This window comes from Acinetobacter sp. YH12137, from assembly GCF_013418535.1.
Taxonomy (GTDB): domain Bacteria; phylum Pseudomonadota; class Gammaproteobacteria; order Pseudomonadales; family Moraxellaceae; genus Acinetobacter.
In genome coordinates this window covers 34197-47852 of the sequence record NZ_VPBW01000014.1, presented here as the reverse complement: position 1 = coordinate 47852, position 13656 = coordinate 34197, and the positions used below count along the sequence as shown (strand labels likewise).

Genomic DNA, 13656 nt, shown 5'->3' with positions numbered 1-13656 from the left:
TATTTGACGACTAAATTACTTGATGATGGGATTATTCCATCCGCTAGGCAAGGTCGTCATCAAGGAGTTTCCCAGATGTTCAATCTCCACAGGGGTAAGGGTGCGGTTTAATCGGCGCCATTGCCCGTCAATCAATAATTCAAGTGGCAGGTATTGAGACTTGTAGTTCATTTTGGCTGAATGTGGCACCCAGTAGCCCAGATAAACAAACTGTAAGCCAAGTTTTTGAGTGTGCTCAATCTGTTTCAGAATCGCAAAGGCACCAAGGGAACGGCGGTTCTCATCAGGATCAAAGAAAGTATACACCGCTGAAACGCCATCATCGAGCAGGTCACAAGTCGATACACTGATGAGACGGTCATCTTTCCATAATTCCAGAAAGAAACTATCGGTACAGCTTTGCAGTAAAAACTTTTCGAACTGGTCACGGCTAGGTGGATACATATCACCATCTGCATGACGTTCATTAATATAACGTTCATAGAGGGCGTAATGTATATCTGTGGCCTGTTCAGGATGGGTAATTTTAACCGTCAAATCCTGATTACGTTTCCAGGCTTTTTTTTGCGAGCTGTTCATTTGGAATTCATGAACAGGAATACGTGAAGATAAACATTGACGGCACAGGTGGCATTCAGGCCGATAGACAAAATCACCACTACGACGGAAACCGGTACGAGAAAGCTCGGACAGCGTCACTACATCAATACGGTGCGCTGGATCAAGAAAAACCATGCGCGCGGACTTGTTGGGCAGATAGCTACAGTCATGCGGCGGCGTAATATAATACTGTAAATCGTTCAGTAGGGACTGTGGTTGATAAGAGTTCATAACAAGTGCCCTCTGTTATTTTCATTCACTTAATCGCGCAGACTGCGCTATTGTTTTACTTGAAAATACACCGTCTTGATACTTTTTCCAATTGATCGCAGGCTGTTTTATCACATCTTGTAACGATTTAAGATATGTATGGCGAGAAATTGTACAGGCACCTAGACTCATCAAGTGATCATTCACCAATTGACAGTCAATCCAGGGCAGCTGATTTTCTCTGCCAATCAGCATCAGGGCATAGAAAGCCATTTTAGAAACATCGGTTTGGGTACTAAACATGGATTCACCGAAACAGCCCTTGCCGATAGTCACCCCATAGAGTCCACCTACTAGGCGATCTTCATCCCAAACCTCAATACTATAACCATAACCCGCATTAAACAGGTCGCAATAACCTTGAATGATCTCTTCACTAATCCAGGTCTCATCTGCATAAGCGCGAGGCAATGAGCAGGAACGGATGACTCTTTCAAAAGCATGATTCACCGTAATTTTATAATCCTGTTTTTTCATGCTTCGAAGCAGGGATTTACTTGGATGATAATCTTCTGGCCGAATAATACAGCGTGGTTCCGGACTCCACCAGCAGATCGGATCACCTTCAGAAAACCAGGGGAAGAGACCATGGGTATAGGCCTCATACAAAGTAGAAGGGGAGAGGTCTGCACCGATACAAATCAGGCCTTCACCCTCAAGATCTGCTTCTTCAGGATTGGGGAAAATGTACTGTGAAGGAGGAAGAAGATGCATGCAGAACCCTGATCTTGAAATAGACTGTTTTTATCATACATAAAAAAACCGCCCATGATGGACGGTCTTTTTATTTTCGCTGCTTAGTCTAATTTACCCATTGCATCGAGATATTTTTCTGCATCCAGTGCCGCCATACAGCCTGAACCTGCAGAAGTAATCGCCTGACGGTAGATACTGTCTGCGATATCGCCTGCAGCAAATACACCCGGGATAGAGGTTTGAGTGGCATTGCCCGCGGTACCACTTTGAACCTGAATATAACCATCACGCAGTTCTAGCTGGCCTTCAAACATGGTGCTATTTGGTTTATGACCAATAGCAACAAATAGACCTGATACTTCAACATCCTGAGTTGAATCATCTTGGGTTGATTTCAAACGTACCGCAGTGACGCCAGTGGTATCACCCAACACTTCTTCTACCTGATGATTCCAGATAATGCTGATTTTTCCTTCTTTTTCTTTTTCAAAAAGATGGTCTTGCAGGATTTTTTCAGAACGTAACGTATCACGACGGTGAACTAGAGTCACGTGAGAAGCGATGTTAGAAAGATATAATGCTTCTTCAACAGCGGTATTACCACCGCCTACAACCATCACTTTTTGCTCTTTATAGAAGAAACCGTCACAGGTTGCACACGCGCTCACGCCTTGACCCATAAATGCAGCTTCTGATTCCAGACCCAGGTATTGCGCAGTTGCACCAGTACAAATGATCAGGGCATCACAAGTAAACTCTTCCATATCGCCTTTCAGGACGAATGGACGAACGTTAAGATTAACTTCATTGATATGATCATAGACAATTTCGGTACCGAAACGTTCTGCATGAGCCTGCATACGTTCCATTAAAGCTGGACCAGTCAGACCTTCAGGATCGCCAGGCCAGTTATCTACTTCAGTCGTTGTGGTTAATTGACCACCCAGTTGCAGACCTGCAATCAGGGTCGGTTTTAAGTTTGCACGCGCTGCATAGACTGCTGCGCTATAGCCAGCAGGGCCAGAACCTAAAATAATCAGTCGTGAGTGACGTGCGCTCATTCGCTGTATCCTTTTTTATTTAGAAATTTATTGAATTATACGTGAAACTGTATAACAGTGGTGTGAGATTAAAGTCGATATTATTGATCATCGAAATCGATTTGGGCTATATAGAAGAAGTACACAATAATGCATCTTTTTTGATGCAACAGGTGCATAATATGCATTTTATTGCGACGCTTTTTTTGAAGCATACCAGCAAAAGAATATTCATGAAGAATTGGTTACAGGACAGTATATGACAGCGGTGTCGAGTGCCTATGCACAGCGCTTAGTAATGACATTATTTTTAGTCTCATTTGGGATTTATCTGTTTCTTGCAACAGTGACCTATACACCATTTGATCCGGGGTGGATGCATATCTCTAGTGATACGCAGACAGTTTCAAATGCCAGTGGGGTTGCAGGGGCCTGGATTTCAGACCTGTTATTTGGTTTTCTCGGTTGGGCAAGCCTGCTGATCCCTGTGTATCTGTTTATGGAAGCAATCCAGGTCTGGTGGCCGCGCAGCTTCCTGAACCGTCCATTCCGTTATGCTGCCCAATTCTTCCTGTTATTGACTACATCGGCGTTGCTGTTCCTGTTCTGGCAAGTTCCAGCCGATACGCTGGATAATTCTTCAGGCGGGATCATTGGCTATGAACTGGGCCAAAGTCTTGAACAATTACTAACTGTCTATGGCGCAGCTTTTTTCTTGCTGGTGCTTTGGGTGGTTCTGTTTACCTTGGCATTTGGTGTGAAATGGAACAAGACCTGGAGCAGTCTCAAGGTAACACCTGCTTATCTGCAAGACCTGTTCTACCGTAATGTGCCAGAAGGTATGTCTGATTTTGACCGTACCGCACCTGTAATTAAAAAAGAAGCGGTAAAAGCAGCTGCCAAAAAAGTGACAGTACCAGTCACTGCCGCACCTGAGCATGATCTGGTAGAAGTCGACCCTGTAGTTCGCGATCATGTCGCTGAACGCCTGTTTGAGGATTTTGCAGATAAAGAATCGCACCAGCCTCACCACTATGAAGAAGATATTTCTGAACCTGTACAGACATCAGCTTCAGAACCTGTTCAGGAACAAGCACCGCGAACAGTAGAGCCGGATCGTGTGGTGGCAACAGGGGAGGTGTGGCGTGCGTTACATTCCAATGAAGACCAGCGTCACAAGCAGGATATCGATGCTTTGCTTAAAGCTGCAGAAGAAGAGCAAGCTGATTTTTCTCCTGATGCATTTGCAGCTGCGTCAACGAATCACCATGCTCATGAAGTGACATCATCATCTACCGCCAAGAATAATCTGGACTGGGATGATGATGAAATTTTTGATGAGTTATTGGCCGCAGTCCCGCAAGGTAAAACCGCAACGGATGTGCATAGCCCGTTCAATTCAGCAGCAGCTGAAAAATCCCTCAGAATTGTAGAAGATGCTGGAACAATCAGCTCAACTGCGGCTGCTCCACTTATGGCTGCACATGCGATTAAAAATACCAGCCTGGAAGCGGACTTTGAGGATCTGGACGATTTACTGGTTGAAGCTGATGAACCAAAACCTGCACCTGTACGTGCATCAAGTTATGCCCAATCTTCTGCTTTTGTTCAAGCACCGATTCAGCGTGTAGAGACAGCAGCTCAAACCGCAGCGACCAATGCAGCAGTTCGGGAAGCATTGTCCAAAGAAGAATTTATTGAAGCTTGGCATGAAACTGCCGGTAAGCCTCAGGATGAAGACGAGTTTGACTTCGATGCGCCACTGACCGATGCCGCTGGTCGTCCAATGTCACGAGCCATGCAGGTCGCTGAGCGCCGTAAAGACCTGTCACCATTGCCGGGTCTGGAATTGCTGGATAAAGTCGATCCGAACAAAAAAGTGAATTTCACTGAAGAGCAATTATCCCGTTTATCAGAACTTCTGGAAATCAAGCTTCAGGAATTTAACGTTAAAGCCAAAGTGGTCGAGGCTCAGCCAGGCCCAGTCGTGACCCGTTTTGAACTGGACCTTGCGCCTGGTGTGAAAGCTTCCAAAGTCACTAATATTTCACGTGACTTGGCCCGTTCGATGTCAATGGCTTCAGTACGTGTAGTCGAAGTTATTCCAGGTAAGCCTTATATCGGCATTGAAGTTCCGAACAGTAGCCGTGAAATGGTGCGTTTGATTGAACTGGTACAGATTCCAAAATTCAATGATCCAGATGGCATTTTGTCGATGGCCATGGGTAAGGATATTTCGGGCAATCCGGTGATTACTGAACTGGGTAAAGCACCGCATATGCTGGTAGCAGGGACTACGGGTTCTGGTAAGTCGGTGGCGGTTAACTCGATGATTCTATCGATGCTATTGAAGTACACACCAGACCAGTTACGCCTGATCCTGATCGATCCGAAACAGCTTGAATTGGCCAACTATAACGATATTCCACACCTGTTAACCCCAGTTGTGACCGATATGAAAGATGCAGTCAGTGCCTTGAACTGGTGTGTGAATGAAATGGAACGTCGTTACAAACTGATGTCTTTCCTGAAAATTCGTAAGCTCAGCGACTATAACCGTAAGGTAGAAGAGGCGCTTGCCAATGGTGAAGAGCTATTTGATCCAACCTGGAAAGCGAGTGAATCAGTCGCAGGGGAACGTGCACCGCGCTTAACGCCATTGCCATCGATTGTGATTGTTGCCGATGAGTTCGCGGATATGATCATGCAGGTCGGTAAGAAAGCTGAAGAGATGATTACCCGTCTGGCACAAAAATCCCGTGCTGCCGGTATTCACCTGTTACTGGCAACTCAGCGTCCCTCAGTAGATGTGATCACTGGTCTGATCAAGGCGAATATTCCGACACGTGTCGCACTTCGTGTGAACTCGAAAATCGACTCACGTACCATTCTCGATGCAGGTGGTGCAGAAGATCTGCTCGGTCATGGTGATATGCTGTTCCTTGGCCCGGGTAAAATTGAGCCGGAGCGCGTACACGGTGCCTTTATTGCCGATGATGAAGTGAACCGGATCTGTGATGCATGGCGTGAACGTGGGGCGCCTAACTATGTGGATGAGATCCTGACTCCATTTGATGAAGAACCGTCTAGTCGCGGCTTTGAGGATGGTGGAGATGGTGGATCTGATCGAGATGCGCTGTATGATCAGTGTGTGGCTTTTGTTTTGGAAACCCGCAAAGCATCAACTTCATCTTTGCAGCGTAAGTTCAGTCTGGGTTATAACCGTGCTGCACGGATCATTGACCAGATGGAAGAAAATGGCATTGTCAGCTCAATGGGTGCCAATGGGAAGCGTGAGATCTTGGTTTAAATCCAGAATCTCTAGCGATTAAAAAAGCCTGCTTTAAGCAGGCTTTTTTATGCATTACAACTTATGCAAATTTTTCTAATACTGCGAGGAACTCGGCACTTTGACGCGGATAAGTGGCAATCACGTCATGAATGCGCTGTCCTTCCGGATTGGTGGCGTTAAGATCGCGACCGTCTGCGACAAATTTGGTTAGCAGGCGTTCATAATCAAAAGGGCGCATATGCTTGAATGCATGATAAAGCACATGAAAATCTGCATTGACGCCTGCAGGAGGAAGCTGATTCAGGTAGGCATATACACGCTCATCTGACCATTCTTCGTTAAAGGTCGCTGGTTGAGATAATGCCATCGCAATCTCCTTGATGTAATTCTTCGGCATGAAAAAAGGCAAAATATGAGTTCGCAAGAGGCAAAGTCTTATCATGCACTTTGTCTATTCGAAGGATCACTTCACGTTTTGAGATGAGGTAAAAAAAATACTAATTACTATCAAGTCTACGCGAAGCCAAGCTTCTGGTCTTGCGTCTCAACAAAGCGGCGCTTTGTTGAGGCTCATATTTTGCCTTGAATCAATTTACTTGACTAATCAAAATTCAGATTATCGCTCTTCAGGTAAATTGATATTCATTTCAAGCATTTCAATGTTTGCTTCAGAACGTACCTGCATCTGAATGTGCTGTTCATCAACCCCGCGGACGTAGCGATTGACCACTTGCATGATCTCTGTCTTCATCTGGTCAATTTTATCCTGACTCAAACGGCGCCCCAAACCCTGTTCAGAAGCAACAATGACTTTCAAACGGTCTTTCGCGGTTTGTGCGCTTGATGGTTTATCCTCGCTACTAAAAAGTTTACTCCAGAATCCAGCCATGTTTACGCTCCAAATAATCGTGCTAACCAGCCCTTAGGTTTTACTTCAATATGACGGTAAGGACGCTCTTCACCCAGGAAACGTGCTACAAGGTCATCATAAGCCTGACCTGCGGCAGATTCGGTAAAGTGAATCACTGGTTTACCTTCATTCGATGCCTGTAGAACGCTTGGACACTCAGGAATAACCCCTAAGGTTGGAACACGTAAAATATCTTTAGAAATATCGTCAATCGTTAACATTTCCTGTTTATCGGCACGTTCCGGATTGAAACGGGTAATACACAGGTGTTTACGGATGCGACCTTCGTTTTGTTCTACTTTTTTAGTTTTACTGTCTAGCATGCCAATGATGCGGTCAGAGTCACGTACTGAAGAAATTTCAGGGTTAGTTACAATGATGGCTTCATCTGCATGGTACATGGCTAAAATGGCACCACGTTCAATACCTGCAGGGGAGTCACACACGATATAATCAAATTCCTGTGAAAGCTCATCCATTACACGTTCTACGCCTTCATCAGTTAAAGCGTCTTTATCACGTGTTTGTGAAGCAGGTAAAATATATAAATTTTCAATATCTTTATCGCGAATCAGTGCTTGTTGTAATCGTGCTTCGTTATTGAGAACATTTACAAAATCATATACTACACGGCGTTCACAGCCCATAATCAAATCAAGGTTACGCAAGCCTACATCAAAATCGATTACCACAGTTTTGTGGCCACGTAGGGCTAAACCTGTTGCAAAAGATGCACTTGTTGTAGTCTTACCTACGCCACCTTTGCCTGATGTTACGACAACAATTTTCGCCACCGAATCCACTCCTGTTATGGTTCAAATCCCCTATAAAATGGGGTTTTTGGTGTTTATTTATACATTAAAATTGTAGAGCTTCAAATACAAGCTCTTGTTGATCATTCAAGTAAATATGCACGGGTTTTTTCACAACATTCGGTGGAATGTCGTCGGCCACACAATAAGTACCTGCAATAGAAATCAGTTCGGCTTCCAGCGCATGGCAGAAAATACGCGCTGCAGTATTGCCACCCGCACCTGCAATCACACGGCCACGCGCGCTGCCATAAATATGGATATTGCCTGAGGCAATCACTTCTGAACCACTGTTTATTCCGGCCGTAATAATAATGTCACCCTGATTCTGCACAATGCATTGGCCGGTGCGCAGAATTTCATCGTGATAAGAAGTCACATGCGCGACGATCGGTGCTGCATCAGCTTTTTCATCGTCAGCAGCAGATTCGGATTTGACTTCCATGACCTGTTCTTTGGTCGCCTTAATTTCCTGTAACTGACGGTCTGGTGGCAGAACAGGGAACTGAATCGCACGAGCCTGATCCCCCAGAATCCCTTCAGTCACTGCCATAGGCTGAACTTCGAGATCAATCAGTAACTGGATCAGGGCAATCAGTTCCTGATCGACTGAACTTTCAATTACCGCCAATGTGCCTGGCGGAAAAGCCGCTTGTAATTTTGGTTTCAGTTGCTGGCGGATTGCATCATGATCATTGGTATCGAGGCTAATGCGTAGCGCATTGACCATTCTGCCTTTTATCCGTATGTCAGCCATAATTTTTCCTTAATACTTCTGACTTGCTGTTTTATGTCGAAGCAATGTTGTAAATAGTGCAAATCCTAGAACAAATTTCGTTAATTCTCTAGCGATCCAAGTTATTTTTTTTATACGAATAGAATCAGCTTATCTTAGCCGAGTCTGCAAATGAAAACTCATCTATCTATTGAGCCCTGATTTTGTTCGTGTTCTTCTAAAATCTGTTGCCACTGTTTCACTTTGACCTGTTTTTGAATGGCTTCAAGTGTCTCAAAAACAGCCGATTCGACCAATTTATCAATATGTGGATTATGTTCAATCTGAATCTGGCTAATCTTATCTGAAATCATGGCAAAAGTCGGGTTTTCTTGTGATCCGTTATGTGTAAAAGGATCGATCAGGCCTTGAGTGATATTTTCTCCCAGACGTTGACCAATACTCTGGATCTGGCGTTCCAGCCGTCCACCCACAATGGGAATCAGACGCAGAAGCTGGGTGAGCTCAGGTGTATCTTCAATGGCCTGATTGACGACTTGCCCGACATTTTTTGAAATCATGAAGCGCTGTGCCTGTAATTCCTTGCCCAAAGACTCTTGCAAGATATCTGCCAAAGCAACAGCCAGTAATTTACGGTGATGTTCCACCAAATCATCAATTAATTGTTTATGTGATGTGCTGGTGCTGAGTTCACGTTTAATGCCATCCAGTACCGTCAATACTACACGGCTCGAAAGTTCTTCCATCAGCAGGTTATAGTAGAAATTACCCCGTCTATACCAGCTTGCCGGTATGACTTTGTATCCATGGCTATGCAGGTTGTAGCCAATCGCGACTGCACGTAACAAACGCAGAAAACGTAGCTGTGGGATGATGGATAAAATTTCATACCAGTGCACAAAGGGAAAGAACCACCAGCGGGCATGGTGGCGCATAACAATGGCAATGAACCAGCGAACGATGAGTTCAATAATCAGGAAGGTGGTAAACCATCCCTCGGTAATCATTACCCAGGGACGTAATTCACTTTTATAAAACTGCAAGACATCAGGCAAGCGAATGAAGTCAAACAACCAGTGCCCAAAATCGCTCATCAGAATGGCATTGGCACAGAGACAGAACAAATTGATGATGATGACAACCATCATGAAAATGTCGTAAATCAGTGCAATTTTCCAGCCCCAGGTGCCTTTGCGAATAAATTTAAATGAGCTGGACACGAGGTCCGGGTTGTCGTTCTTCATAGTCTCTCTGGCAAATGTCAGGCAGAAGCGGAAATCAGGTTCTGCCGCATTTGCTCAATTAATTGGTCTTTTTCAGTCCAGATCTGGTCTACCCATTGCTGGAAACGCGCCCGGTAATCTGCATCATCTTCATAATTGCCGCCGAGTACCCAGTCCGGAATGTCAATTTTTCTTAAGTTCACGGCAATACGCGGGACTTCACCTAACCAGAATTCCCCATAACCTGGCACACCGTCAGGATAAACAATAGTCATATCCACCAGTGCATCAATTTTGTCTCCCAGAATATTCAGTGCCAGCGCAAGACCGCCCGCCTTAGGCTTCAACAAATGCTTATAAGGCGATTTTTGCTGTTCATGCTTTTCTGGGGTAAAGCGTGTGCCTTCCAGATAATTCAGCAAAGTAAATGGCTGGCTAACCAGTTGTTCACATGCCTTGCGTGCTTCTTCCATATCCCGATATTTCAGGGAAGGGTTTTTGGCAATCTGTTCCTTGCTATGCCGTTTCATCATCGGGAAGCCCAGAATTTTAAATGCTTGACCTACAAATGGAATAAAAATTAGTTCCCATTTTGTAAAGAAGCGGGTGAGAGGCATACGTGTTAAACCGAAATACTGGTTTACCGTGGTATCCACCCAGCTCTGATGATTACAGGTCATTAAATAACGCCCCTGCATGTTCAGATCCAGAGATTCATCAATGCTGATTTGCCATTTGGTATTTTTCAGGACATTGTCAATCAGCCAGTTATTTACGCTTAACCAGCTATTGGTAATCTTGATATTGGTTTCATCAATCTTAGAAGATTTCTTAAAAAGTTTGGTCAGCCCCAAAGCCAGTACAGGTGGCCCATGAAAAAAAGTACTGCCAGTCATGACGGATGTCACCGTGAGGCCACGGGTAAGTTTTTTTAAAGTCGTTTGTTGCTTGCTTTTAGATGACATATAAAAACAGTCCCAGAGAATAATCGTCTAAATTTCATCACATTTTGAACAATATAGAGGGAGTTGAGCGAATAGAAAAGTCTGATCACTAAACTGTGAAGAAACTATGATGAAATTCAGGAAATTGGTTACACATAAACATTATAAAATATTACTAAAAGATTTATTATTAACAAAAATTCAATGGTTATCCCATTATTTTTAAATCATTATCTGACCTAAGATACAAATTACACTACAAAGGAGGCATGCAATGCGTGCACTATTAATTTCAGCAGCTGTAGCAGGGGCAGTAGCACTTACAGGTTGTCAAACTACTGGCAATAACCTGGGTGGTGTTGAGTACGACAAAACAGCTTTGGGTACAGTAATTGGTGCTGCTGCAGGTTATGGTATTTCTAAAAGTAATGCCAATACTAGCCGTCAAAACAACCGTGCAGCTGCAATTGGTGCAGTACTTGGTGGTGCAGCGGGTGTTTACCTTGACAATAAAGAGAAAAAATTACGTCAAGCGACTGCGGGTACTGGTGTAGATGTAAACCGTAATCCAGACGGTTCAATCAACTTGGTAATGCCTGGTGCGATTACATTTGACACTAACAAGTCAAACATCAAACCAAACTTCTATGCAACATTGAATAAAGTTGCCCAAGTTCTGACTGAAGACAGCCAAAGCGGTATCTTGGTAACTGGTTATACAGACAGCACTGGTAATGACTCAATCAACATTCCATTGTCTCAAGCACGTGCACAATCTGTTGCGAACTACCTTGCTGGTCAAGGCGTAGCACGTACTCGTATCAATGCACAAGGTCTTGGTTCAGCGAACCCGATCGCAGACAACTCAACTGCAGCTGGTAAAGAACAAAACCGTCGTGTTGAAATTGCAGTATATGCTGTTCAGTAATCACTGATTTTGTAGAAAAACCACCTTCGGGTGGTTTTTTTTATGTCTGAAAGATGACGCAGGAAAATGAATTTTCAATTAGGCATCTGGGCATGAGATGACTATAATCGGAGCCGAATCTAGAAGAGGAAGCCATATGTCACTCGCCAGTCAGTTAAATGACAAGCAACTTGAAGCCATGAAATATACTCAAGGACCCTTGTTAGTACTTGCCGGAGCGGGTTCAGGCAAGACCTCGGTAATTACAAGAAAAATCGCCTACTTGGTCAAGCATTGCGGGATTCCGGCTCACCGGATTACGGCAATGACCTTTACCAACAAGGCGGCACGTGAGATGAAAGAGCGTGTCACCAAATTGCTGACCCGAGAAGAAGCCAAAGGCCTTTCAGTCTCGACCTTCCATACTTTTGGTCTAAATTTATTACGTTTAGAACTCAAACACACACCGCTAAAAAATAATTTCTCGATTCTGGATGCCGATGACTGTAAGCGGATTCTGATGGATCTGATGCATCGCGATAACTTGTCGGGTGCTGAAAGCAAAGAATTGATTGCCAAAGCGATGAAGATGATTTCGGACTGGAAAAACGATCTGATTCCCCCAGAGCAAGCACATACCACCTGTGAAACGCCAGAAGATGTTCAGTTCGCGCATTTATACCAACTTTATGAGCGAAATCTGCGTGCCTATAATGCCGTCGATTTTGATGACCTGATTGTGATGCCAACGCGTCTGTTACAGGAAAATGCTGAAGTTCGGGATAAATGGCAGAACCGTGTACGTTATTTGCTGGTCGATGAATATCAGGATACCAATACTGCACAGTATATTCTGGTGAAATTACTGGTCGGGGTCATGGGGCAGTTCACCGCTGTAGGGGATGATGATCAGTCGATTTATGCCTGGCGTGGTGCCAAGCCAGAAAATATGGCGCTGTTACAACAGGATTTCCCGAATCTGAAAGTGATCAAGCTGGAACAGAACTATCGTTCCACTAGCCGTATTCTAAAAGCTGCCAATACCGTGATTGGCAACAACCCGCATATCTTTGATAAAAAGCTCTGGTCAGATAAAGGTCACGGTGAAGTGATTCGGGTTATCACTTGTCGTAATGATGATGATGAAGCAGAACGCGTAGTGAAAGACCTGATCACGCATAAGCTGATGAATGGTAAAAATTGGAAAGATTACGCGATTCTGTATCGTGGTAATTTCCAGGCACGTATTCTGGAAACTCAGCTGCGCCAGATGCAGATTCCTTACAAGCTCTCTGGCGGTCAGTCTTTCTTTGCGCGTGCAGAGATCAAGGACATTATGAGTTACCTGCGTCTGATCATTAACCCGGAAGATGACAGCGCTTTCCTGCGGATTATTAACACACCGAAACGTGCCATTGGCCCGGTGACGCTGGAAAAACTCGGTCTGTTTGCCCAGGAAAATAATCTGTCTCTACTGTCAGCAGCAGGCGATCAACGTCTGACCATGGTGATCCCAAAGAAAGCGACCACACAACTGGCAGAATTTTCAGATTTTATCAATAACTTTACCCGTAACTTGCTGGAAGATGATGAGCCCGTACCGATTATCCGCCAGATGATGGTGGAAGCCGGCTATATTGACTATATCAAGGAATCCGCAGCGACGCCGGCACAGGAAAAAACCAAACTCGATAATATTGAAGTGCTGTATAGCAGTATTCAGAGTCTGATCAATCGTGCAGAAGATGTCGATGAAAAGAATATCGAAAGTGTCATCCGTAAGATGGTGCTTCTCGATATGCTGGAACAGCAGCAGGAAGAAGAAGATACCGATAAGGTTAACCTTCTGACCTTGCATGCATCCAAAGGTCTGGAATTCCCTTATGTCTACTTAATCGGACTGGAAGAAGAAATTCTGCCACATAAGAACTCGATTGCTGCCGAAACAGTCGAGGAAGAACGCCGTCTAATGTACGTGGGGATTACTCGTGCGCGTCAGGGCTTGACTATTACCTTGGCTGAGCAACGTAAGGCGGGTGGACAGATGAAACAGATGACCCCAAGCCGCTTCCTGGATGAGCTTCCAGAAGATGAACTGGAGTGGTTAGGTCGCAAGAAAAAACTTGCAGGCAATATTGATCCAAAACAGCAGGCTCAGCATTACTTAGACAACTTACGCGCCTTGATTAAACGGTAAAAGTAACAGAACACTACGATTTTGATTCT

Annotated in this window: 12 protein-coding genes; 3 read left to right on the top strand and 9 right to left on the bottom strand. The window is 44.5% G+C overall.

What is annotated here, in order from left to right; genetic code table 11:
- Nucleotides 1–15: 15 nt before the first annotated feature.
- The 3 genes from FTU72_RS09065 to trxB form a co-directional block, all read right to left on the bottom strand.
- Entirely contained in the window at nt 16–831 is an 816-nt protein-coding gene (locus FTU72_RS09065; protein WP_005234302.1) for an arginyltransferase, read from the bottom strand.
- Between the two features lie 21 nt (nt 832–852).
- Nucleotides 853–1584 (bottom strand): leucyl/phenylalanyl-tRNA--protein transferase, encoded by a 732-nt coding sequence (gene aat / locus FTU72_RS09060; protein WP_034704429.1) that lies wholly within the window; start codon nt 1582–1584, stop codon nt 853–855.
- 83 nt (nt 1585–1667) lie between these two features.
- The gene (gene trxB / locus FTU72_RS09055) at nt 1668–2627 is read right to left on the bottom strand and encodes a thioredoxin-disulfide reductase (protein WP_034704432.1); all 960 of its coding nucleotides are present in this window, start codon (nt 2625–2627) and stop codon (nt 1668–1670) included.
- Between the two features lie 238 nt (nt 2628–2865).
- On the opposite strand from trxB, the gene FTU72_RS09050 reads away from it, so the two are divergent.
- Complete coding sequence (locus tag FTU72_RS09050) at nt 2866–5916, top strand: DNA translocase FtsK (RefSeq protein ID WP_180052732.1); 3051 nt, start codon at nt 2866–2868, stop codon at nt 5914–5916.
- Nucleotides 5917–5977: 61 nt separating this feature from the next.
- Here the strand turns inward: FTU72_RS09050 and FTU72_RS09045 are convergent, their stop codons facing one another.
- From FTU72_RS09045 to FTU72_RS09020, 6 genes are all read right to left on the bottom strand, one after another.
- On the bottom strand, nt 5978–6265 hold the full coding sequence (locus FTU72_RS09045; RefSeq protein ID WP_004783267.1) for a PA4642 family protein: 288 nt from the start codon (nt 6263–6265) through the stop codon (nt 5978–5980).
- A gap of 249 nt (nt 6266–6514) precedes the next feature.
- The gene (gene minE, locus FTU72_RS09040) at nt 6515–6787 is read right to left on the bottom strand and encodes a cell division topological specificity factor MinE (protein ID WP_004783265.1); all 273 of its coding nucleotides are present in this window, start codon (nt 6785–6787) and stop codon (nt 6515–6517) included.
- A gap of 2 nt (nt 6788–6789) precedes the next feature.
- The gene (gene minD / locus FTU72_RS09035; protein ID WP_166137968.1) at nt 6790–7602 is read right to left on the bottom strand and encodes a septum site-determining protein MinD; all 813 of its coding nucleotides are present in this window, start codon (nt 7600–7602) and stop codon (nt 6790–6792) included.
- 64 nt (nt 7603–7666) lie between these two features.
- Nucleotides 7667–8377, bottom strand: a complete 711-nt coding sequence (gene minC / locus FTU72_RS09030; RefSeq protein ID WP_180002419.1) for a septum site-determining protein MinC — start codon at nt 8375–8377, stop codon at nt 7667–7669.
- Nucleotides 8378–8535: 158 nt separating this feature from the next.
- Complete coding sequence (locus FTU72_RS09025; protein WP_180012841.1) at nt 8536–9600, bottom strand: preprotein translocase subunit SecA; 1065 nt, start codon at nt 9598–9600, stop codon at nt 8536–8538.
- A gap of 17 nt (nt 9601–9617) precedes the next feature.
- Complete coding sequence (locus FTU72_RS09020) at nt 9618–10544, bottom strand: acyltransferase (RefSeq protein ID WP_180052731.1); 927 nt, start codon at nt 10542–10544, stop codon at nt 9618–9620.
- Between the two features lie 253 nt (nt 10545–10797).
- Here FTU72_RS09020 and FTU72_RS09015 point away from each other — a divergent pair, with 253 nt between their 5' ends.
- Together FTU72_RS09015 and rep are read left to right on the top strand one after the other, a co-directional pair.
- Nucleotides 10798–11451: an OmpA family protein gene (locus tag FTU72_RS09015; RefSeq protein WP_159124472.1), complete on the top strand. Its 654-nt coding sequence runs from the start codon at nt 10798–10800 to the stop codon at nt 11449–11451.
- A gap of 136 nt (nt 11452–11587) precedes the next feature.
- Nucleotides 11588–13627: a DNA helicase Rep gene (rep, locus tag FTU72_RS09010; RefSeq protein WP_159124471.1), complete on the top strand. Its 2040-nt coding sequence runs from the start codon at nt 11588–11590 to the stop codon at nt 13625–13627.
- The last annotated feature ends 29 nt before the right edge of the window (nt 13628–13656 follow it).